Below are 21,606 nucleotides of genomic sequence, written 5' to 3'. Positions count from 1 at the left end.
CCGTTCACAAGTCCGAGAGATGGCCGACAACGGCGCCGCAAGACGCAATGCTGCAGTCGCGAAAGGTTGAATTCGCCGCCCGTTTGCCTGATAAACAAGGTCTATCACGGGCGCTGCTCCGGCGCCCGATCGCGTTTACAGGATCCTCAATCGCATGCCCATTTCCGCCGAGATCGAAGCCGATCTGCCGTTCCTCACCGCGCTGCGCCGCGATCTGCACGCGCATCCGGAACTCGGATTCGAGGAAGTGCGGACCAGCGACATCGTCGCCAAGCTCTTGGACGAGGCGGGCATCAAGGTTCATCGCGGGCTCGGCGGCACCGGCGTCGTCGGCACGCTGCAGCTGGGCAACGGCACACGGACGATCGGGCTTCGCGCCGACATGGATGCGCTTGCGATGCCCGAGATCGCCGATCGGCCCTACAAGTCGACAGTGCCAGGCAAGATGCATGCCTGCGGCCATGACGGGCATACGACGATGCTGTTAGGCGCTGCCCGGCATCTCGCGGCCACGCGCGGCTTTTCCGGCACCGTGCATTTCATCTTCCAGCCGGCCGAAGAGGGACGCGGCGGGGCGAAGCGGATGGTGGAAGAAGGGTTGTTCGAGCTCTTCCCCTGCGATTCCGTCTACGGGCTGCATAACATGCCGGGCCTTGCCGTCGATGAGATGGCTGTCGTCGCCGGTCCGCAGCTTGCCTCCTCCGACAGCTGGCGCGTCACCTTCCGGGGCACCGGTACACACGGCGCCAAGCCGCATCTCGGCCGCGATCCGATCACCGCCGCCGGCACATTCCTCTCATCGCTGCAGACCATCGTCGGCCGCGTCGTCGATCCGCTGCAGCCGGCCGTCGTCAGCGCCTGCTCGCTTCAGGCGGGCGACCCCAAGGCGCTCAACGTCATCCCCGATATCGTCGAGATCGGCGGCACAGCGCGCGCCTATTCCCCTGAGGTCCGCGACCAGCTGGAACACGAGATCGGCCGGTTGGCGGAGGGCACCGCATCGATGTTCGGGATTGCCGCCGACTACGGCTTCGAACGGCGCATTCCGCCCGTCGTCAACGATGCGGATGCGACGGAACGGGCATTGGCTGCGGCTTCCGACGTGTTCGGCGAAAAGGTCGTGACCCACTTCCCGCCCTCGACGGCCGGCGACGACTTTGCCTTCTTCGGGCAGCTGGCGCCGGGGTGCTACGTCTGGCTCGGCAACGGCCCGGCGGTGGATGGCGCGCTGCACCACAATACGGCTTACGATTTCAACGATGCGGCGATCGGGCCGGGCGTGGCGTTCTGGACGCGGCTGGTGGAGCGTGAGTTGGCTCCGGGGTGAGGGCGTTGTTTCTGGCGGGCGGGCAAGATTTGATGCCGCGCACGACAAATATCGCTTGGTAATCAGCGGCTTGGCCTAAATCGTCATTCTCATTCATCCCCGCCACCCGGTGCCGCTCCACAATGGCCATGTCATCGGACAGGGAGCCGGGTTCGCGAACCGGTAACGCCACGTTTGGTATCCGGCGTTCGGTGATGGTCGCCACCGGTGGATCAAGGGCTGTCAGGGCCTGATATCCATCCGGCAAGGAAAGGCCGAGAGACGCTCCTGTCGGCCCGGACGAACCGGAAACCTCGAAGTGACCGGGCAGGTGGAACGCCTGATACTCATACCACTTTATACGATGCCGCCTGCCCATTCCCGTTTTTCAGCCGACCGTCGCCGGGCTTTGCTCGGGCGCGGGGTTTTGTGGTGTGCGGGTAGTGCCAAGTGTCCACTCACGTCGAGTAAATGGGACCGTGCTTAGATCCTCGGGACGAGCCCGAGGATGACGATGGAGTGAGTGGCGGCCGCCAGTAACCTATTGAAGTAATGAGGCAATCGACAATCTCGGCGTCATCCTCGGGCTCGTCCCGAGGATCTAAGCACGTCGCCGCGATTGCAACGGTCATGGCCAAAAATTACGCGTCACACCAACCCCTACAAAACCTCAATCACCGGCGTCTCGATCACCCGCCCCGTCAGCACATCGGCAATCCCGCGATCCGTCTGGTGCGGGCCGAGGTTGCAGGCGAGGGTGGCGCCGAAGCAGGCTTTGAAGACGAGGTAGGGTGGGCGCCAGTCGACGACGTCTTCCATGGCGCGGCGGATGGCGCGGAAGGTTTCCGCCGTTTCTTCCAGCGGTGCCTCGCTGACGAGGCCGGAGAGCGGGAGCGGCAGGAGCACCTTGATCTCGCCGTCCTGCACGACAGCCATGCCGCCGCCGGCCGCGATCACGGCGTTGGCGGCGATGGTCATGTCGGTGACATTGCCGCCGAAGACGGTGAGGTTGTGGCTGTCATGCGAAACCGTGGTGCAGAAGGCGCCGCGCCATGTGCCCCAGCCGGTGAGGAAGCCGATGCGCGGGCGGGCGTCGACCTTGCCGTGGCGGTGGACGACGGAGATCATCGCGCTGCCCTCGGGCGGGACGACGTAGCCGTCCTCCACTGTGGTTTCGGCTTCGGCCCACTGGGTGAAGCGCGGGCGGTCGATGGTGGCGACGCGGACGCGGCTGCCCTTGGAAGGGATGCGGAAGTCGTTTTCGCTCAGCGCCGGGAGCTTGACGGAGTGCTGCAGCGGCGCGCTGTCGACGGCCGGCAGGTCGATCGACATCTGGCCGTCGCGCGAGACGAGGCGGCCATTGGCGAAGACGGCTGTTGTTTCGAACTCGGTGAAATCCTTGAACAGCACGATATCGGCGCGGCGGCCGGCGGCGATGAGACCGAGGTCGGGGCGGCGCAGGCGCTGGGCGGCGTTGAAGGTCGCGGCGCGCAGCGCCCATTCCGGCTTCATGCCGTAGCTGACCAGACGGCGCACGACGTCGTCGAGGCCGCCGCAGTAATGGAGCTCGTCGGGGAAGACGTCGTCGGTGCAGAGCGTCACGGTGGACGGCAGGTGGCCGATGCCGTTCAACGCCGCCACGAATTCGCGCAGCAGGTGATCGTGCGAGCCGCGCAGCTCGATCGTCAGGCCGGCCGCGAGCTTCAGCAAGAGATCGTCGGCCGAGGTCAGCTCGTGATCGGAGGTGACGCCCGCCGCCATGAAGGCGTTGAGGTCGCTGCCCTCCAGCCCGCGCGCGTGGCCGCAGACCAGCTTTCCGGATGCAAGGCCGGCATTGACGATCCCGGTCATGCGGGGATCGCCGTCGATGACCCCGCGCATGTTCATGACTTCGGCGACGCCGCCGATCTCGGGCCGACGCAGCAGTTCGGATATGACGGAGGCGTCGAAATCGGCACCCGCGACCTCGAGGCCCGGAGCCGAGGGGACGCAGGAGGGGGCAAGCAGGATGGTGCGGAGATGAAGGCCGCGCGTTGCCTCGATCGACCAGCGCACGCCATCGATGCCGTGGACATTGCCGAATTCGTGCGGGTCCCAGACCACAGTCGTGACGCCGCGCGGCAAAACGGCTGCGGCATAGGCCGATGGGGTGACCATCGAGCTTTCGATGTGCATATGGGTGTCGATCAGGCCGGGGGCGATGATGCTGCCGCGGGCGTCGATCGTCTCTTCGGCGTCCTTGCGGCTTTGCGGCGCGTGGACGCTTGCGATCAGCGGGCCGACGAGGCCGATATCGGCGTCGCGGATCAGGCCGGTGACGACGTCGAGCAGCTGGCCGCCCGTGATCAGCACATCGAAGGGCGCATCGCCGCGCGCGGCGGCGACAGCGCGGGCGCGGAGTTTGGGATCGCTGAGGTCCATGGGTTCCAACTGGCTCATCGGCCGGCCTCCTGCTGGAGCGAGCCGAGGATGATGGCGCGGGCGGCCTCGCTGTCGATCTCGACGGCGTAGTCGGCATTCGGCTTGGCGTGGGTGGCGCGGGTTTCGACCACGGTGCGGCCGCGCGTGAGTTTGCCCTGCAGTTCGACGTCGATGCGCGCCGCCCGGAAGGTGACGATCTCGGGGTGAGCGAAAGCGACTGCAGCGCAGGGGTCGTAGATCGCCATGCCGGCACGGCCACGGCTGGTGCCGATGCCGATATAGCCGTCGAGGAAATCGGCGAGCATCTCGGCATTGGCGCCGCCGGCATTGCGGATCGGGCCGACGTCATCGGGGACAGCGATGACCTTGCGGCAGAGGTCGAGATCGACCATGCGCAGCGGCAGGCCGGAGGCGATGACGATCGCCAGCGCTTCGGGATCGGCTAGCGCGTTGAACTCGGCGGATGCCGTGTGGTTGCCAGACGTGACGCCACCGCCCATCCAGGTGAGCTCGGTGATGCGGGCGGCGAGATCGGGGCGGGCGAGCGCAAGTGCTGCGATGTTCGTCAGCGGGCCGAGCGCCAGGATGCGGTGCGGGCCGTCCTGCTTGAGCCAGTCGCATAAGGCGGTGAAGGCGTCGCTGTCGGGAAGAGCAGCGGCGGCGGGCAGCGTCTTGCCTGATGTCGGGATGCCCGTTTCGCCGAGGATGGCCTGGGCGGTCTCGATCTCTCCAAGCACGGCTGAGGCGCGGCCGGAGTGGATCGGGAAGGTCCAGCCGAAGGCCTTCGAGGCGCCGGCTGCGTTCAAGCGCACCTGCGGCAGCGGCGTGTTGCCGAAGACCAGCGAGATGCCTGCAATGTCGAGCTTGGCATGCGCCACGACCAGAATGGCGGCGATGTCGTCGAAGCCCATGTCGGTGTCGATCCAGACGCCCATGATATTACCTGTAGCGAGAGAGTGGGGCTGCGGCGCCAAGCGGCAGATCGAAGGCAAGCGTGGAGCCGATCGTGTGGCTCGGCTCGCCGGCATCGACCTCGGCCTTGATGGGGCCGAGCGGCGTGTCGAGCAGATATTCTCTGACGTTGCCGGCAAACGAGGTGCCGCGCACGGTGCCTTGGAAAGGACCTGAACCAAGGATCACCATGCGCGGACGCCAGGCCAGGCCTTTGGCGGCCTGTGGCACTGGAGCGGAAAGCTCGACGAGTGAGTTGGATGTCGCGAGCTTGCCGTTTTCCAGCGCAAAGACGTTTTCGAAGCCGACGAAATCGGCGACGAAGGCCGAGACGGGCTTGTTGTAGATTTCTTCCGGCGTGCCGATCTGCTCGATGCCTCCATCAAGCATCACCACGATCCGGTCGGCAAGCGCCAGCGCCTCGATCTGGTCGTGGGTGACGAAGATCATGGTAACGCCGGTTTCCTTCTGGACGCGCTGCAGCTCGGCGCGCATTTCCAGGCGCAGGCGGGCGTCGAGATTGGAGAGCGGCTCGTCGAGGAGCAACACCTTGGGCTCCATCACCATGGAGCGGGCAAGCGCCACGCGCTGCTGCTGGCCGCCGGAAAGTTCGCCCGGCTTGCGGGCTGCGAAACTGGCGAGGCCGACGGACTTGATGCCTGCGGTTACTCTTGCGTCGAGATCCTGGCCGCTGATGCCCTTGAGGCGCAGGCCGAAGGCGACGTTTTCATAGACGGTCAGATGCGGGAACAGCGCGTAGGACTGGAAGACCAGACCGACATTGCGCTTGTTGGCGGAGACGCGGGTGATATCGGCGCCATCCAGCGTGATGCGGCCGGAGGCGGGGTTGAGCAGGCCGGCGATGGAGCGCATCGTCGTGGTCTTGCCGCAGCCGGAGGGGCCCAGCAAAGCGACGAGCTCGCCCTTCTTGATCGAGAGATCGAGATCCTTCACCGCGACCGTATCGCCGTAGGCAAGCGTCAGCTTGTCGAGTTGCAGATAGGTATCAGACATAGCGAGAGAACCCCAGGAAGCGTTCGGCAAGGAAGACGATGCCGATGGACAGAAAGGCGAGCAGCGCCGAGAGAGCGGCGATCGACGGGTCGTAGGTGGTTTCCATGTAGCCCAGCATGTCGATCGGCAGCGTGCGGACACCGGGACCTGACAGGAAGAGCGAGACGGGCACCTGGTTGAAGCTGGTGACGAAGCCGAGGATGAAGGCGGCGAGAATGCCGCCGCGGATGTTCGGCATCACCACGCGGAAGAAGGCGCCTGATCGCGACGAGCCGAGCAGGACGGCCGCTTCCTCGATATCGGAGCGCAGGTTGTTGAGGCTGGCGGATACGACGCGCACGGCATACGGCAGCACGAGTGCGGTGTGCGCGAAGAACAGCGCCAGCGTGATGTTGAAGCCGAAGGGCACGACCAGATAGCGCAGCAGCGCCAGGCCGACGATGATCCCCGGGACGATGATCGGCAGCGAGACGATGGTGCGGATGGTTTCCGCGCCCGGCAGCTTGTAGCGCGACAGCGCGTAGGCGGCGGGGATGCCGAGGACAAGGGCCGCCAGCGTGCCGCCGACGGCGAGCAGCATCGACATGGCGAAGCTGTCGCGGAAGCTGTCGATGGTGAAGACCTTGAAGACCCAGCGCAGCGACAGGCCCTGCGGTGGGAAGGCCAGCGTGTCGCCTGCCGACAGCGAGGCGGCGATGATGATGAAGAAGGGGCCGATCAGGAAGATCAGGAGCAGGCCGAGCACCAGCGGCGAGAGGATGCGTGATGTCATCGCTTGTTCCTCGCTGTAGCCAGACGCTTGAGCAGGATGTTGGCGGCGAAGCTCATGACGATCAGCATGAAGGCGATGACGCTGGCGGCGACGAAGTCGTTGGCGACCGAAACCTGCTGGTAGAGCAGGGTTTCCAGCATCAGCACCTTGGAGCCGCCGAGCACTGCGGGGGTGATGTAGGCGGTGAGCGAGCCGGTGAAGACGAGCGTGCCGCCGACGACGAGGCCTTCGCGGGTGAGAGGGAGGATCACCTTCCAGAAGACCTGGAACCAGTTGGCGCCAAGCACGCGGGCGGCCGGAATGGCGTCCTTCGGCATGTTTTCGAGCGCGCTGATCAGGGAGAGGATCATCAGCGGCAGGAAGAGCTGCAGCAGGCCGATGAAGACGGCGGTCTCGGTGAAGAGCAGGCGCAGCGGGCTGTCGCTGAGGCCGAGGCCCTGGATCGCCTGGTTGACGATCCCCGTGCGGCCGAGGATGACGATCCAGGCATAGGTGCGGGCAACCGGCGAGATCATCAGCGGTAGCGTCACGAGGCCGATCATCCGGCCCTTGCCCTTCGGCGGCAGGTTGACGATGGCAAAGGCCGCCGCATAGCCGATGACGGCCGAGACGGCGGTCACTTCGAGGCCGAGCTTGAAGGTGCGCAGGAAGACCGTGCGGTTCAGCGATTGCGAGAAGAAGCCGGTATAGGCGCTGAGCGTCCAGCTGCCGTCGATGTGGAAGCCTTCGGAGAGAAGGATGACGACGGGCAGCAGGAAGACCAGCGCGGCGAACAGGGCCGCGGGCAAGGCAAGCGCCAGGGCTTCCGTGCGGTTTTGAAACATGAGGCGTCTTTCAGAGCAATCGCATAAGGCGGCTCCAGCCGGAGCCGGAGCCGTTTCGGTGTCTCTCGGCCGTTACTGGCCGACCGTGTCGTTCCAATCCTTCAGCCAGCCGGCGCGGTTATCGAGGGCGGCGGCCGAGGGGATGAGCTTCAGGTTCTTCACCGTATCCTCGCCGTAGGTCAGGTTGTTGGCGGCTTCGTCGGAGACCTTGACTTCCTTGTTGGTCGGGCTGTCGACCAGCTTTTCGGCGAGCTTGGTCTGGATCTCGGTGGAGAGCCAGAAATCCATGAACTGCAGCGCAAGATCCTGGTTCTTCGAGCCCTTGGTCATGACCATGACGTTCATGCCGCCGGTCTGGCCTTCCTTGGGCGTTGCCCAGGAGACGGGGACATCGAGCTTGGTGAAGCCCGCCCAGGAGAAGCGGCCGATCGGGGCGGCCCAGATTTCTTCCTGCTGCATCAGCTGCACCAGCTGCGAGGACTTCTCGTAGAAGGTGACGATGTCGTCCTTCTTTTCACCGACGGCCGCGATCGGCACCTTCAGGTCGGGGCTGTCCTTGCCGAGCGCCAGGCCGAGCATGTAGAGCGCCGGCGGGCCCTGGTTGGTGGTGACATTCGGGAAGGCGACGTGGCCGACATATTCAGGCTTCAGCAGATCGGCCCAGCTCTCGATCTTCATCTTGTCGGAGCGGTAGGCGATCGAGGTGGCGTAGAAAGTGTAGCCGACGCTCATGCCGTCGCCGTTCGGGTCCTTGGCGAGGTCGTAGAGCTTGCCGAAATTGGTGAGCTTTGCGGTGTCGATCTTGTCGATCAGGCCCTTGCGGGTGGCCGACAGCGCATCGGCCATGGAGACGACGGCCATGTCGATGACGGGGTTGGCCTTGTTGGCCTCCATCTTCGCCAGGCGCTCGACGCTGTTGCCGGTCTCGACCACCAGCTTGCAGCCGCACTTGGCTTCGAAGGGGTCGTAGACGATCGATTTGAAGTCGTCCTGCGCGAAGGCATAGACGGAGATGGTGAGCGTCTTCTCCTGAGCGCTGGCGGCGACGGGCGTGAGGGCAAGAAGGGCCGCCGAGGCGATGAGGGCATGCTTCATGTCAGGAGTTCTCCGTCTGAGAGGCTAGGTCCAGTTTGGTCGGGTCGATCCTGGCTGGATCGGCGGGACCCGATGATTGGCGAACGATCAGCTGCATCGGCACCCGATCGGTGTCGGCGCTGACCAGCACGCCTTCGCGGCTGCCGCTTGCCTGTATGGTTTTCAGGAGCGACGAGATGGCGACATCGGCGATCGTCGCCATGTCCATCGCCACCGTCGTCAGGCTTGGCGTGATCACGGGGGAGAAGATCAGGTCGTCGAAGCCGGTGACGCTTGCCATGTCGGGAACGACGATGCCGTCGCGCTGCAGTTCGGTGAGCGCCCTCAGCGCCTGCAGGTCGGACAGCGCGGCAAAGGCGGTGTAGCCTTCGCGGACCTTTTCGGCGAGGCCGAGCGTGCAGCCCATGCCGTTTTCGCGTTCCAGGCGCTCGACCCAGAGAGTGGAGGACTGCATGTCGGGGCGCAATCCGGAGCGGATGCCGCCGACGCGATCGTTCTGGACGTTGGATTCGGGATTGTTGCCGATCACAAGGATGCGCTTGTGGCCGAGTTCGGCCAGATGGTCGGCTATATCGCGACCGCCCTGCCAGTGATCGGCGGCGACCGTGTTTCCGGGTGTCGAGGCGGTGTCGATGACGGCGACGGGACAGCTCGCGGCCGAGATGCGGGTCGCGCGGCGCGGTACGATCACAAGGCCCTCGACCCCGCGCTCGACCAGCCGGTTGATGGCCTCGGTCTGTGCGGTGATGTTGCCGCGGGAGTCGGCGATGAGGACGCCGTATCCTGCCGAGGTGGCGGCGAATTCGATGGCCTGCGCGAGCTTGGGAAAGAGCGGATTGGCGATGTCAGGCAGGACCAGGCCGATGACGCCGCTGCGGCCGGTGCGCAGCGCGCGCGCCGCCTGGCTCGGGACATAGCCCATTTCGGCCGCGTGTTCGCGGATCCGCTCGGCGAGCTGTTCGGACACACGGCCCTTGCCCGAAAGCGCGTTCGACACCGTCGCAACGGAGACGCCAAGCGACGTTGCGATCCTGCTCAGATTTGGTCCTGATCGGGCTGGAGGCATGATTTTCGACGGATTGGATTAATCGTTTAACCAATGCGTACATGACGACGTCGGCGTTGTCGAATCCAATCTTGCGCCGCTTTGCGATTTTCCGCAATCACGGGGGACTCCAGAAACAAAAAAGCCCCGGCGAACCGGGGCTTTTCTCAATTGCTGTCGTCTCAGCCTGCCTTTGCAGTGCTTGCCTTTGCGGCGACCGGCTTGGCCGGGGCGTTGTTGCCGCCCGGGTTGTAGCCGCCGCCGATGGCGACGTTGAGCGCGACGTAGTCGGTTGCCATCTGCTGGACGGCTGCGGCCAGGCTTGCCTGGGCGAGCGAGACCTGACGCTGGGCGTCGAGGACGTCGAGCAGCGAGGAGGCGCCGTCCTTGTAGCTGGCGGTCGACAGATCGAGCGTTTCCTGGGTCGTCTTGACCTGGGCGCGGAGCGCGGCCACCGTCTGCGCATCGCGGCGAACCGCCGACAGCGCGTTTTCCACTTCCTCGACCGCCTGCAGAACCGCCTGCTTCCAGGCGAGATACTGGGTCTTGGCGTCGGACTTGGCGATATCGACATTGGCGCGCAGGCGGCCGCCGTCGAAGATCGGGAGCGTCAGCGTCGGGCCGAAGGACCAGCTGGTCAGGCCGCCATTGGCGCCAACCGGGCGCACATAGGTCGGCGAGATCGAGCCGGAGAGCGAGATCGTCGGATAGAGCTGGCTGATGGCGATGCCGATATTGGCGGTGGCGGCGGCCAGATTGCGCTCGGCGACACGAATGTCGGGACGATTGCGGATCAGGTCGGCCGGAACGCCGGAGACGATACCGGCACGGAAGACCGGCTGCGAGCCGCCGCGCTGCAGTTCAGCGACCATCGAGCCGGCCGGCTTGCCGAGCAGGGTGGCGATGTGGTGGGCGGCAACGCGGAAGTTGGTTTCCAGACCCGGGATTTCAGCCTGGGTCGACTGCACCAGACCTTCGGCCTGCACGACGTCGAGACGCGAGGCTGCACCGGCATCGAGCTGGAACTTGGTCAGCTCGTAGGTTTCCTGACGCGATTTCAGGTTGGCCTTGGAGAGCGCGATGCGCTCCTGATAATAGCGGGCGTTGATGTAGGAGTTCACCAGATCCTGGAGATAGGTGAGCTTGGCGACGTCGGCGGTCGAGTAGGCGGCGTCGAGCGAGGCCTGGGCGCTTTCCTTCGAGCGGCGATACTGGCCGAAGAGGTCGAGCAGCCAGCCGACATTGGCGTTGGCGCCGGTCGTGTTGGTGGCGGCGCGGCTGTCGGCCAGCGAGCCGAGCGAACCGCTCGTGGTGTGCGAAGCGCCAACCACCAGGCTCGGCAGGGCGCCGGCGCCAGCGACCGTGACATTGCCGGCAGCGGCGTTGATGCGCTCCAGCGACTGCTGGATCGACAGGTTCTCATTGAGACCTTCGACCACCAGTCCGTTCAGGCGGGTGTCGCGGTAGGCGGTCCACCAGGCGACCGTCGAGACGTCGCCATCGGCCTTGGCCGAGCCTTCATTGAACTTGGCCGGGAGGGGCATCTCCGGGGGAACATGATCCGGGCCACTCACACAGCCCGCGAGCAATAACAACAATGCCGGAGAGGCAAAACGAAAAGACGCCATTAACTATCTTCCTGTAACTCGACCAAAAAATTATTCATGTCAGAAGCGATCATGCTTCACTATCGGTCGCGCTTCGCTCAAACGAGAAACGCCATCCCGAAGCAGTCCGCGGCAATGTACCAATGAGTCTCACTTTATCACAGTGCAGATATGTCACACTCATACCTCATTTTTTTGACGTCGCGAGAAGACGCGGCGGATAACCACAAAGAATGATGGCACGAAGAAAATGCCGAGCGCGGTCGCAAACAGCATGCCGCCGAGCACGCCGATACCGATGGCGTTCTGCGCGGCCGAGCCCGCACCGGTGGCAATCGCCAGCGGAACGACGCCGAGGATGAACGCCAGCGAGGTCATGATGATCGGCCGCAGACGCAGCCTTGCGGCCTCCAGCGTCGCATCGATGATGCCCATGCCGGTCTCCATTCGGTCCTTGGCGAACTCCACGATGAGAATCGCGTTCTTCGCCGCCAGACCGATGGTCGTGAGCAGGCCGACCTTGAAGTAGACGTCGTTTGCCTGGCCGAAGACGGTTGCCGCGACCAGCGCGCCGAGCACGCCGACCGGAACGGCCATGATGACCGAGAACGGGATCGACCAGCTTTCATAGAGCGCTGCAAGGCAAAGGAAGACGACCAGAACCGAGATGGCGTAGAGCATCGGCGCCTGCGAACCCGACAGGCGCTCCTGATAGGAAATGCCCTGCCACGCGACGGTGTAGCCGCCGCCGAGCTGCGCGGTCATTTCTTCCATCGCGTTCATCGCGTCGCCGGAGCTGACACCCGGTGCCGACGCGCCGTCGAGCGGGATGGCGCTCACCGCATTGAAGCGGGCGAGCGTCGGGGCGCCCTTCACCCATTCGGTGCGGGTGAAGGCCGAGAAGGGGACCATCTCGCCGTTGGTATTGCGGGCATACCAGTGGTCGAGGTCGTCGGGCTGCATGCGGAAGGGTGCATCGCCCTGGACGTAGACCGGCTTGATCTCGCCGTTCAGCGTGAAGTCGTTGACGTCACGGCCGGTGAAGATGACCGAGAGCATCGCATTGACCGCCGAGATGTCGACACCCATGGCGCCGATCTTCTCCTGGTCGATGATGATCTTCATCTGCGGCTCGACTTCCTTGTTGTTGCTGCGGAGCGCAACAACCTTGCCGCTCGTGTTGGCCATGCTGATCAGGCGCTTGGAGGCCGCATCCAACGCCTCTGTGCCGTGACCGCCGGTGTCGACGAGATACATGGAGAAGCCGCTGGAGACGCCGAGACCCTGAATTGCCGGCGGCAGCAGCGCGAAGACCTGGGCTTCACGGATCTGCGAGAAGGCGCCCAGCGCGCGGGTGGCGACAGCCTGCGCATGCAGCTTGTCATCCGTGCGCTCGGCGAAGTCTTTTAGCTTGGTGAAGACGATCGCGCTGTTCTGGCCGGAGCCGTTGAAGCCGAAGCCAAGGGCGCCGAACACCGACTGCACGGCGTCCTTTTCGTTTTCGCGATAGTAGGTCTCGACCTTCTCGACGACGGCCTGGGTCTGCTGCGTGGTCGATCCCGGAGGCGTGGTCACGATGGTCAGCAGCACGCCCTGGTCTTCCTGCGGCAGGAACGAGGTCGGAAGGCGGGTGAAGAAATAGGCGCAGCCGAGGCCGACCAGCAGGAAGACAACCATGACGCGCCACGGACGCTTCAGGAGATAGCCGATCGAGCGGACATAGCCGTTGGTGGAGCGGGTGAAGTTGCGGTTGAACCACTCGCTGGCACGGTTCTTCTTGTGGTCATGCACCGGCTTCAGCATCGTAGCGCAGAGCGCCGGCGTCAGCACGATTGCGACCAGCGCCGAGAGCAACATCGCCGAAACGATGGTGACGGAGAACTGGCGGTAGATGATGCCGGTCGAGCCGCCGAAGAAGGCCATTGGAATGAAGACGGCCGTCAGGACGAGCGCGATGCCGACGATGGCGCCGGTGATTTCGCCCATCGATTTCTCGGTGGCCTCCATCGGCGACAGCTTCTCCTCGGTCATGATGCGCTCGACGTTCTCGACGACGACGATGGCGTCGTCGACGAGCAGACCAATCGCGAGCACCATGGCGAACATGGTCAGCGTGTTGATCGAATAGCCCGTCGCCGCAAGGATGCCGAAGGTTCCGAGCAGAACCACGGGGACCGCGATGGTCGGAATGAGCGTCGCCCGGAAGTTCTGCAGGAAGACCAGGAGAACGACGAAGACGAGCACGATCGCCTCGATCAGCGTGTGCACGACCTTTTCGATCGACAGCTCGACGAAGGGCGTCGTGTCGTAGGGATAGGTGATCTCCACGCCCTCGGGCAGGCCCTTGGAAATGGAATCGAGCGCGGTTCGAACACGGCCGGCGGTATCGATGGCGTTGGCGCCGATCGCGAGGTTGACGGCGAAGCCGCTCGATGGCTGGGCGTTGTAGCGCGAGGAGCCGCCATAGCTTTCCTGGCCGATCTCGATGCGCGCGACGTCGCTCAAGCGAACCGTGGAGCCGTCCTTCTCGACCTTCAAGATGATGTGCTCGAAGTCGGAAACGGTGGTCAGCTGGCTCTGCGCGGTGATCGTGACGTTCATCTGCTGGCCTTCGACGGAAGGCTGGGCGCCGAGCGAACCCACGGATACCTGTGTGTTCTGCGCCTCGATCGCCGAGGTCACGTCGCCCGTCGTCAGCTGGTACTTGACCAGCTTGTAGGGGTCGAGCCAGACGCGCATGGCGTAGCCGGAGCCGAAGATGTTGACGCTGCCGACGCCTTCCAGGCGCTGCACCTGTTTTTCGATCGAGTTGGACAGGATGTTGCCGAGATCGACGGAGTTGCGCTTGCCGTCTGTGGAGACCAGCGCGCCGACGAGAAGGATACTCGAGGTCGAGCGGGTAACGCTGATGCCGGCGTCGATGACGTCGCTCGGCAGCTGAGACTGCACCAGCTGCAGCTTGTTCTGCACCTGCACCTGGGCGATATCGGGATCGGCCGCCGTGCCGAAGGTCAGCGAGATGCTGGCCGAGCCGGTGGACGAGGTCGAGGTCATGTAGGTGAGGTCGTCGAGGCCGGTCATGCCGTCCTCGATGAGAGTCGTCACCGATTTCTCGACCGTTTCAGCGCTGGCGCCGCGATAGGTGGCGTTGATGCGCACCGTGGTCGGCGCGATATCCGGGTACTGCGAGATCGACAGCGTGAAGATCGCCAGCACGCCCGCGAGCATGATCGTGATCGCTATGACCCACGCAAAGATCGGACGTCGGATGAAAAACTTGGCCATTGGCTAATTCCTGTACGGCTCGGATCAATGATCGACGCGTTACTTCGCGGCGGGCTTCTGCGCGTCGCCGGCGGCGGCTGGAGGCGCCACGGGCACGACGATACCCTTGTCATTGATCTTCATCTCGGTCGGCTTGACCGGCATGCCCGCGGTGATCGACTGCAGGCCGGAAACGATCAGCTGATCGCCGTCGTTGACGCCTTCGGTCACCAGCCATGCATTGTTTGATGGCGATGCGTTTTCGAAGATGCGGTTTTCGACCTTGCCATCCGCGGACACAAACTGCGCCGAAAGCTCACCATTGGCATTGCGGCTGGTTGCGAGCTGGGGCAGAGCGAAGCCGTTTTCGGAGCCGAGTTCCAGCGTCGCGCGGACATACATGCCCGGCAGGATGATGCGCTCGGGATTGGGGAAGCGCACGCGGATGGTGAAGGTGCCCGTCGTTTCGCTGACGACCGACTTCGACATGTCGAGCGTGCCCTTCTCACCGTATTCCTTGCCGTTTTCGAGGATCAGGCGGAAAGCGTCGTTGCCGCGCGTGCCCTTGATCTCGCCATCGGCGATCGCGCTGCGCAGACGCAGCAGGTTGGTGCTCGATTCCGTCAGAAGGATATAGGCCGGGTCGAGCTGACGCACGGTGGTCAGCGCCGTGGTCTGGTTGGCGGAGACGACGTTGCCGACGTTATAGGCCGTCTGGTCGATGACGCCGTCGAAGGGCGCGACGATCTTGGTGTGGTCGAGATCGATCTCGGCTGCCGAAAGGGCGGCCTTCGCCGATTCGACCTCGGCCTGCGCCTGCAGGAGGTTGGTTCTTGCTGTCTCAAGCTCGATTTGTGTCGCGCCCGAGCCGACGAGGCGCTGGTAGCGGTCGAAATTGCTCTGTGCGCTTGGCACGCTGGCCTCGGCCTTGGCGATGGCGGCGCGCGCCTGGGCGACGGCCGCGACATAGGGAGCGTCTTCGATCTGATAGAGAACGTCGCCCTTCTTCACCTCGCCGCCTTCGCGGAAGGTGATGTCGCGGATGAGGCCGCTGACCTGCGGACGGATGTCGGCGGTCTGGAACGCCTCGGCGCGGCCGGGAAGAATCGTCGTGACCGGGAAATCGCCCTTCTTCAGCGTGATCACGCCGACGGCGGCCGCCTGCTGAGCCGCCCCGGCACCGCCGGCGCCCGCGGCCGGTGTCTTGCCGCTGTCGCTGCAGGCGGCGAGAACGCCACCGATGGCAAGAGCTGAGGAAACGAGGAGAAAGCGACGTATCATGTTCAATTCCCTATGCGCTGGCTCGCGGATCTAAGCCTGCCGGGGATGCCACACGACAAACGATCCGGAGTCAAATGCCTCTGATCCGAATTAACAAAGCCTTTAGAAAGTGACGTAAGTTATGAATCGTCACTTAGCAAGCGCTATTTTGCAGCGCGGCATCGGCGAAATCGACGATATTGCGGGCTTTCTCGACAAGGGTCTCCCGGTCGTCCTTGACGATCAGAACCGGGTGCAGCACGCCTGCCAGCACATCGGCGACGGTCCTTGCGGCAAGCGCCGGGTCGGCGCAGTGATAGCGGCCTTCCGCGACACCTTCGCGAATGATGACCTCCAGTTTCTGGATCACTTTTTCGCGATATCGCTTGCCTGCCTCGATCTTGGCCTCGATGCTGACGAGGACCATTTCGAAGATGTAGGGGTTTTTCTGGATGTCCTCGAGATGGCTGTCGAGGAGCCGGAGCACGAAGCGGAGCAATTGTTCGCGCGGCGGCAGGTCATCGGCGACGAAGCGGTCGGCGACATCGCTCAAATGCCTTTCGGCGATCGCGTCGACCAGGGCGGTCTTCGAATGAAAGTGCTTGAAGACGTTTGCCGGCGACATGTCGAGTGCTGCGGCGATATCGGCTATCGAGACGGCGACGAAGCCGCGTTGGCGAAACAGCTGCTCGGCCATCGTCAGAATGTCTTCGCGGGTCTCTTCGGCCTTGCGCCTTGGCCTTCGTGCCATGAATTCTCCAGCCGGATCCGCCCGGCTTCGGTGTTTTTCAAAATCTAACGCGACATTGAAAGGGCCTGCAAGCTAAAGTCGCAGGCCTTCACGCGAACGAACGCTTACGGGAAGTAGCGCGAGAGGTTCTTGCGCACGCGCTCCACCGGGGTCGCGCCGGTGTCATCCGGCACGAAGGTCTGCGCGGTGATCGCTTCGTATGCCTTTATATAGACGGCCGAGGTCTGCTCGATGAGGTCGGTCGGGATCTCGGGGATCTCGTCCTTATAGGGGTCGCAGCGTTCGGCCACCCAGGCGCGGACGAAATCCTTGTCGAAGCTTGCCGGGCGCGTGCCGGCCTCGAAGCTTGCCTGGTAGCTGTCGGCGAGCCAGTAGCGGCTGCTGTCGGGGGTGTGGATCTCGTCGGCGAGGATGATCGTGCCATTCTCATCGGTGCCGAACTCGTATTTGGTGTCGACGAGGATGAGGCCGCGCTTGGCCGCCATTTCCTGGCCGCGGGCAAACAGCGCCAGCGCGTATTTGGACAGCGTATCCCACTGCGCCTGCGTCAGCAGACCGCCTTCGACGATCTGATCAGGCGTCAGCGGCTCGTCATGGCCACCATCGAATTCCTTGCTTGTCGGCGTGATCACCGGCTCGGGAAGCTTCTGGTTGTCGCGCATGCCATCCGGCAGGCGCATGCCATACATCTCGCGCTCGCCCTTCTTGTAAAGAGTGAGGATCGAGGTGCCGGTGGTGCCGGCGAGATAGCCGCGCACGACGATTTCGACCGGCAGGATGTCGAGGCGCTTGCCGACGACGACGTTCGGGTCAGGATAGGCGATGACGTGGTTGGGGCAGATGTCCTTCGTTGCCTCGAACCAGTAGCGCGCCGTCTGGGTGAGGACCTGGCCCTTGTAGGGGATGCAAGTCAGGATCCGGTCAAACGCGCTCAGCCTGTCGGTGCTGATGATGATGCGGCTGCCATCGGCAAGGTCGTAGTTTTCTCGCACCTTGCCGCGGTAGTAATTCGGCAGTTCCGGGAAATGGGCTTCTGAGAGAATACGCACGGGCTTGACCGTCCTTTTGGGTTACGGGGTCGGTTTGATCGGGGCTTTCCCCTGCTCTAGTTCCATCGCCGGGGATGTCAAGCAATCGGGGCTCAAACCCAGAAGACATATAGAAGCAGCAGGCTCAAAAAGTAGCTCAGCACCGTCACCGGCAGGCCGGCTCGGATGAAATCGGAAAAGCGGTAGCTGCCGATGCCCATGGCGAGCGTGTTGTTGTGGTGGCCGAAGGGTGTGAGGAAATCGAGCGAGGCGCCGAGGGCGACTGCGAGCAGATAGGCTTGCGGCTGGTGGTGGCCGGCTGCCGCGAACTCGATCGCGATGGGGCTCAGCACGATGGCGACGGTGGCGTTGTTGACGAAGGGCGTCAACGCGATCGCCAGCAACAGCACCACGGCGATGCCCGCGAGCGGCTGCGATACGGGCAGGACGGCGCCGAGCGCCGAGGCGATCACTTCGGCGGTCCCCGAGGTGCCAACGGCAGAGCCGATCGGGATCATCGCGGCGAGCATGATGATGACGGGCCAGTTGAGATCGGCCATCGCCTGGCGGATGTTCAGGTAGTTGAGGAGCGCCAGCACCAGGACGACGCCGGCGAGCGCGATATCGGGCCGTACGACCGTGGTTGCGGCGATGCCGCAGGCAAAGATCGCGAAGGGCTGCCAGCTCAGCGAGAATGAGGGCGAAACGGGCGGCGAGGCGAGCGGCAGACATTCGCATTCCTCGAGTGCTTCAGAGATCGCGGCGCGGTCGCCCTCCAGCACCAGGACATCACCGATCGAGAGCTGCAGATCGTCGAAGCGTCCCTCGATGCGAGGGGAGCGCATGGATAGGGCGCTGATCGCGATGCCGCGCGTAGTGAAGACCTCGAGCGAGCGCAGGCGCGAGCCGACCAGCGTGCTCTCCGGCATGACGACAGCCTCGACGCGGCTTGCCTCTGCCTGCCCATGATCCGTCTGCAGCGCGCCTGATGCCGCGAGGTCGATAAAGACCGTATCGTCGGCTTCCGCCAGGAGGAGATCGCCGGCCTCGACGACGGAGCGCTCGGCGGATCCGAAGACGAAGGCGTCGTTGCGCAGCAGCGCGTGCGGCTTGAGCGCGAAGCGGGCGGGGAGCTCGGCGAGGCTTGCGCCGATCAGCGGCGAGCCCAAGGGCACGCGCCGTTCGGCCACCATGCGGCGTCGCGGCGTTTCGGGTGCTGCCGCATCGTCCTCGCCATCCGCAGGGAAGAGGAGCGGCGCCAACACTGACGTCATCAGGATGTCGGCTGCGGCGACCGGCAGGCCGACATAGGCGAAATCGAAGAGGCGAAAACTCTCGCCGGTCGCGGCCGCAAGCGCGTTGCTGACCAGCAGGTTGGCGGGGGTACCGATCAGCGATACGAGGCCGCCGAGCAAAGCGGCGAACGAGATCGGGATGATCAGCTGCCGCTTGGGGATGGCGCTGACGGCGCTGATGCGCAGCGCCACCGGCAGCGAGATCGAGAAGGCGCCGATATTGTTCATGAAGATCGAGACGAAGCCGGTCACGCCGGAGAGGATGGCGATGACGCCGGTGCCTCGCATGCCGCGACTGGCAAGCGCTGTTGACACCCTGTCGAAGAAGCGGGTGCGGGCCAGCACCTGGACCACCAGCAGGATCTCGACGACGGTGATGACCACGGGGCTGGCAAAGCCCGCGAAGACCGCATCGGTCGGATAAAGCCCGAGCGCATAGCCGGCAAGAAGGCCGGCGATCGCCACCACCTCGACCCTGAAACGGTCGATCAGAAACAGAACCAGCATCGCGATCAGCAGGATCAGCAGACATGCTTGTTCTGGGGTCATCAGGTCTTCCGGATTGATGCGCTTGCTTTACGTGTTGACGGAGACTGTAGCGGTTCGCGGCGCGCTGTATAGAGGGGCGGGCCCAGAGCGCAGTCTATAATCGAGCGCACTCTACATTAGGAGCGACGGCTCAGATCCCGGGCGCGCGCCAGGCACCTTGTTCGGTGCGCTCCAGCATCGGGGTCGCGAAGACGGCGACCGTCCGCTCCAGCCATTGCGGGCCGGCCTGGTCAAGAGTCGTGCGCCAGCGCTCAGATTGCAGCATGGCGGCGCCGATCGCGACCGGCTCGATGGAGCAGGCCGACAGCAGCTTGAGGCCGGAGACGATCGAGGTGCCGCTCGAGATGACATCGTCGATCAGCGCGACGCGCCTGCCTTCGAGCAGCGGCAGCATGCGCGGATCGATATAGAGGCGCTTCTGCTGGGTGGGGGTGGTGATCGACGACAGCGGCACGGACAGTTCGTCGCGATACCAGAACTTCCTGGAGGTGCCGAGCGGGACATATCGCTTGTGCCCGAGTTTCTGTGCCACGGATGAGGCGAGCGTCAGCCCGAGCGTCGGCAGTCCGGCGACGACGTCGATATCGAGGGCTCTCAGCCTGTCCGCCAGCTGTCCGGCCAGCGCGTCCAGCACTTCGAAGCTCGCCTGGTTGATGATGAGCGAGGCCAGCGCATGCTCGCCATCGGCAAGCGGGCGAAGCGGCAGGCGGAGTTGGCGACCATCGGTCAGCGTCGCGACATAGAAGGATGTGAAGTCACCCCCGATCGAAAAGGTGCCGGGTGCGTCCAGCTCCTGCCAGAAATCGTGCGGGGCGAGGGCGGCGCTGTCTGTCATGATGTCATCTGGTCCGTTTGGTCGTTTCCATGCCGGCGCGGCGACGTAGCGCCTTGAGCTCGGCCTCGGTCAAAGCGCGTACCGCGCCTTTCGGGAGGTCGCCGAGTTGGAGATCACCGATCGCCACGCGCACCAGCCGCAGGCATTCGGTGCCGAGCGCTTCCAGCATGCGGCGGATCTGGCGGTTGCGGCCCTCGTCGAGCTCGACTTCGATCCAGGAGTTGCGCTCGCCCTGTCTTAGAAGCGTGGCCGCCGTCGCCTTCAAGAGTTCGCCGTCGTGGCGAACGCCATAGGCCATCTCGGCCAGCATCTCGGGCTCCATGACGCGATCGACCTGGACATGATAGGTCTTGGTGACATGGGTGACCGGGTCGAGCAGCGCCTGGGCGAAGACCGTGTCGTTGGTGAAGAGCAGCAGGCCCTCGCTCGCCTTGTCCAGCCTGCCGACCGGCGAAAGATGCGGGGTGTCGACATCCTTGAGGCAATCGAACACCGTCGGGCGGCCTTCGGGATCGTGGCGTGTCGTCACCAGCCCGCGCGGCTTGTTCAGCATCAGATAGGTCATCGGCTCGGCGGCGACATCGCTGCCGTCGACCTTGATCTTCGCCGATGAGAGGTCGATCCAGGCGGCGCTGTCGAGCACGGTGCGGCCGTTGACGGTGACGCGACCGTCGGCGATCAGCTTTTCGGCCTGGGTTCGCGAACAGTAGCCGAGCTTGGACAATGCGCGCGGCAGGGTCACCCGCTTGCTCTCGACGGCTTCAGGCCTGTTGCGGCCGTTCTGCCTTTGCGGTGCGCGCCGCTCTCTCAATCGCCTGTTCCTCTGCTCTTTGTTATCGGCGTTCTGTTATCGGCGTTTTTGGCATGAACGGTGAGGGGATGCCAGACGCGGGGTCGCAAAACGCGGGGATAAGAAGGATCGGACAAGAGGGGAGGGGGCTCTGCCGCTGCGTCAAAAAGAAGAGGCGGCGCCGGTGGCGCCGCCTGTCTTGGCCGCATTTATATATAGAGAGCGGATCGCGGTTGCGACCGCTCTCAGTGACGCGCCACGAAGCCTGCAAGCTGCTCGCGGTTCATGGTAACACCGGCTGCCGCCTTGGCGGGATCCGGATGGGTATAAGAGACGCTGGGCATTTCAGGAAGTTCGAGAGCCTGTCGCATGTTCATAATACCGACCGCTAGGCGGCCCTGCGCTCCGTCAACCGTGACTTCGACGATGCAGTTCGATCCTTTGGCAATCATCAGCAGTCCTCCCTCGTTCTTTATAGTCTCCATTATTGGCCTGAAAAACGGGTTTTTCTAAGACCTAAGTAGTACGGGCCGGATGATACTTCGGATCATCCGGCTCGTAAACAAATTAGATATGTCTAATTTTAACGAATGCTATCGCCACCACTGCTGGCGCTGCGGGGCGGCCTGGGCGCCGCTTAAGAGATAGCCGGCGAGAAAGCCGAGCGCACCGGCAAGCGCCAGCGCCGTGGTGGTGGCTGCCGGGTGCTCGCGCGCGGCATCGGCCGCGGCGACACCTTCGGCCTTGATCTGGGCAACGGCGGTCTTGGCGCGGGGCGCCATATCCTCATACGCCTTGC

General features: G+C 64.1%; 18 protein-coding genes (1 of these 18 cut by a window edge). 1 reads left to right on the top strand and 17 read right to left on the bottom strand.

What is annotated here, in order from left to right; translation table 11 throughout:
• The first annotated feature begins 154 nt into the window (after positions 1-154).
• On the top strand, positions 155-1,327 hold the full coding sequence (locus tag ACVTFQ_RS13640) for a M20 aminoacylase family protein (RefSeq protein WP_111563271.1): 1,173 nt from the start codon (positions 155-157) through the stop codon (positions 1,325-1,327).
• A 639-nt stretch (positions 1,328-1,966) separates the two neighbouring features.
• On the opposite strand, the gene ACVTFQ_RS13635 is transcribed toward ACVTFQ_RS13640, so the two are convergent.
• From ACVTFQ_RS13635 to ACVTFQ_RS13555, 17 genes are all read right to left on the bottom strand, one after another.
• A complete protein-coding gene (locus tag ACVTFQ_RS13635) occupies positions 1,967-3,745 on the bottom strand; it encodes an adenine deaminase (RefSeq protein ID WP_111563270.1) in 1,779 nt (592 codons plus the stop codon).
• Positions 3,742-4,662, bottom strand: a complete 921-nt coding sequence (locus ACVTFQ_RS13630; protein ID WP_111563269.1) for a nucleoside hydrolase — start codon at positions 4,660-4,662, stop codon at positions 3,742-3,744. The genes ACVTFQ_RS13635 and ACVTFQ_RS13630 overlap by 4 nt, the downstream gene beginning before the upstream one ends.
• A 4-nt stretch (positions 4,663-4,666) precedes the next feature.
• A complete protein-coding gene (locus ACVTFQ_RS13625) occupies positions 4,667-5,692 on the bottom strand; it encodes an ABC transporter ATP-binding protein (RefSeq protein WP_111563268.1) in 1,026 nt (341 codons plus the stop codon).
• The gene (locus tag ACVTFQ_RS13620) at positions 5,685-6,464 is read right to left on the bottom strand and encodes an ABC transporter permease (protein WP_018902538.1); all 780 of its coding nucleotides are present in this window, start codon (positions 6,462-6,464) and stop codon (positions 5,685-5,687) included. Before ACVTFQ_RS13620 ends, ACVTFQ_RS13625 begins: the two co-directional genes overlap by 8 nt.
• Complete coding sequence (locus ACVTFQ_RS13615) at positions 6,461-7,288, bottom strand: ABC transporter permease (RefSeq protein ID WP_018902537.1); 828 nt, start codon at positions 7,286-7,288, stop codon at positions 6,461-6,463. The genes ACVTFQ_RS13620 and ACVTFQ_RS13615 overlap by 4 nt, the downstream gene beginning before the upstream one ends.
• A gap of 72 nt (positions 7,289-7,360) precedes the next feature.
• The gene (locus tag ACVTFQ_RS13610) at positions 7,361-8,383 is read right to left on the bottom strand and encodes an ABC transporter substrate-binding protein (RefSeq protein ID WP_111563267.1); all 1,023 of its coding nucleotides are present in this window, start codon (positions 8,381-8,383) and stop codon (positions 7,361-7,363) included.
• A 1-nt stretch (position 8,384) separates the two neighbouring features.
• Positions 8,385-9,449 carry a LacI family DNA-binding transcriptional regulator gene (locus tag ACVTFQ_RS13605; RefSeq protein ID WP_111563266.1) on the bottom strand — a complete coding sequence of 355 codons (1,065 nt, stop codon included), beginning with the start codon at positions 9,447-9,449 and terminating at the stop codon, positions 8,385-8,387.
• A 161-nt stretch (positions 9,450-9,610) separates the two neighbouring features.
• On the bottom strand, positions 9,611-11,056 hold the full coding sequence (locus tag ACVTFQ_RS13600; protein ID WP_111565423.1) for an efflux transporter outer membrane subunit: 1,446 nt from the start codon (positions 11,054-11,056) through the stop codon (positions 9,611-9,613).
• A gap of 159 nt (positions 11,057-11,215) precedes the next feature.
• On the bottom strand, positions 11,216-14,320 hold the full coding sequence (locus ACVTFQ_RS13595; RefSeq protein WP_047515373.1) for an efflux RND transporter permease subunit: 3,105 nt from the start codon (positions 14,318-14,320) through the stop codon (positions 11,216-11,218).
• A 39-nt stretch (positions 14,321-14,359) separates the two neighbouring features.
• Complete coding sequence (locus ACVTFQ_RS13590; protein ID WP_111565422.1) at positions 14,360-15,580, bottom strand: efflux RND transporter periplasmic adaptor subunit; 1,221 nt, start codon at positions 15,578-15,580, stop codon at positions 14,360-14,362.
• A 133-nt stretch (positions 15,581-15,713) separates the two neighbouring features.
• Positions 15,714-16,310, bottom strand: coding sequence for a TetR family transcriptional regulator (locus ACVTFQ_RS13585; RefSeq protein ID WP_047515378.1), 597 nt, complete (start codon positions 16,308-16,310; stop codon positions 15,714-15,716).
• Between the two features lie 104 nt (positions 16,311-16,414).
• Positions 16,415-17,359 carry a phosphoribosylaminoimidazolesuccinocarboxamide synthase gene (locus tag ACVTFQ_RS13580; RefSeq protein ID WP_111565421.1) on the bottom strand — a complete coding sequence of 315 codons (945 nt, stop codon included), beginning with the start codon at positions 17,357-17,359 and terminating at the stop codon, positions 16,415-16,417.
• A 92-nt stretch (positions 17,360-17,451) separates the two neighbouring features.
• Positions 17,452-19,182 carry an SLC13 family permease gene (locus ACVTFQ_RS13575; protein WP_470423902.1) on the bottom strand — a complete coding sequence of 577 codons (1,731 nt, stop codon included), beginning with the start codon at positions 19,180-19,182 and terminating at the stop codon, positions 17,452-17,454.
• Between the two features lie 130 nt (positions 19,183-19,312).
• Complete coding sequence (locus ACVTFQ_RS13570; protein WP_111565419.1) at positions 19,313-20,017, bottom strand: phosphoribosyltransferase; 705 nt, start codon at positions 20,015-20,017, stop codon at positions 19,313-19,315.
• Between the two features lie 4 nt (positions 20,018-20,021).
• Positions 20,022-20,828: a pseudouridine synthase gene (locus tag ACVTFQ_RS13565; protein ID WP_047515389.1), complete on the bottom strand. Its 807-nt coding sequence runs from the start codon at positions 20,826-20,828 to the stop codon at positions 20,022-20,024.
• Between the two features lie 224 nt (positions 20,829-21,052).
• The gene (locus tag ACVTFQ_RS13560; RefSeq protein ID WP_018902526.1) at positions 21,053-21,259 is read right to left on the bottom strand and encodes a hypothetical protein; all 207 of its coding nucleotides are present in this window, start codon (positions 21,257-21,259) and stop codon (positions 21,053-21,055) included.
• Between the two features lie 141 nt (positions 21,260-21,400).
• Positions 21,401-21,606: the 3' portion of a hypothetical protein gene (locus tag ACVTFQ_RS13555; protein WP_111565418.1), read on the bottom strand. It continues 136 nt past the right edge of the window; 206 of the gene's 342 nt are visible here — the last part of the coding sequence; the start codon falls outside the window, past its right edge; it ends in the stop codon at positions 21,401-21,403.

Source organism: Rhizobium sp. O111, from assembly GCF_055616315.1.
Note: the sequence above shows the minus strand (reverse complement) of the source record. Positions and strands in the feature narration are given on the sequence as shown.

Coding starts and splice junctions, on each gene's coding strand:
- ACVTFQ_RS13640 (WP_111563271.1), top strand. CDS start 155: ATGCCCATTTCCGCCGAGATCGAAGCCGATCTGCCGTTCCTCACCGCG.
- ACVTFQ_RS13635 (WP_111563270.1), bottom strand. CDS start 3,745: ATGAGCCAGTTGGAACCCATGGACCTCAGCGATCCCAAACTCCGCGCC.
- ACVTFQ_RS13630 (WP_111563269.1), bottom strand. CDS start 4,662: ATGGGCGTCTGGATCGACACCGACATGGGCTTCGACGACATCGCCGCC.
- ACVTFQ_RS13625 (WP_111563268.1), bottom strand. CDS start 5,692: ATGTCTGATACCTATCTGCAACTCGACAAGCTGACGCTTGCCTACGGC.
- ACVTFQ_RS13620 (WP_018902538.1), bottom strand. CDS start 6,464: ATGACATCACGCATCCTCTCGCCGCTGGTGCTCGGCCTGCTCCTGATC.
- ACVTFQ_RS13615 (WP_018902537.1), bottom strand. CDS start 7,288: ATGTTTCAAAACCGCACGGAAGCCCTGGCGCTTGCCTTGCCCGCGGCC.
- ACVTFQ_RS13610 (WP_111563267.1), bottom strand. CDS start 8,383: ATGAAGCATGCCCTCATCGCCTCGGCGGCCCTTCTTGCCCTCACGCCC.
- ACVTFQ_RS13605 (WP_111563266.1), bottom strand. CDS start 9,449: ATGCCTCCAGCCCGATCAGGACCAAATCTGAGCAGGATCGCAACGTCG.
- ACVTFQ_RS13600 (WP_111565423.1), bottom strand. CDS start 11,056: ATGGCGTCTTTTCGTTTTGCCTCTCCGGCATTGTTGTTATTGCTCGCG.
- ACVTFQ_RS13595 (WP_047515373.1), bottom strand. CDS start 14,320: ATGGCCAAGTTTTTCATCCGACGTCCGATCTTTGCGTGGGTCATAGCG.
- ACVTFQ_RS13590 (WP_111565422.1), bottom strand. CDS start 15,580: ATGATACGTCGCTTTCTCCTCGTTTCCTCAGCTCTTGCCATCGGTGGC.
- ACVTFQ_RS13585 (WP_047515378.1), bottom strand. CDS start 16,310: ATGGCACGAAGGCCAAGGCGCAAGGCCGAAGAGACCCGCGAAGACATT.
- ACVTFQ_RS13575 (WP_470423902.1), bottom strand. CDS start 19,182: ATGACCCCAGAACAAGCATGTCTGCTGATCCTGCTGATCGCGATGCTG.
- ACVTFQ_RS13570 (WP_111565419.1), bottom strand. CDS start 20,017: ATGACAGACAGCGCCGCCCTCGCCCCGCACGATTTCTGGCAGGAGCTG.
- ACVTFQ_RS13560 (WP_018902526.1), bottom strand. CDS start 21,259: ATGATTGCCAAAGGATCGAACTGCATCGTCGAAGTCACGGTTGACGGA.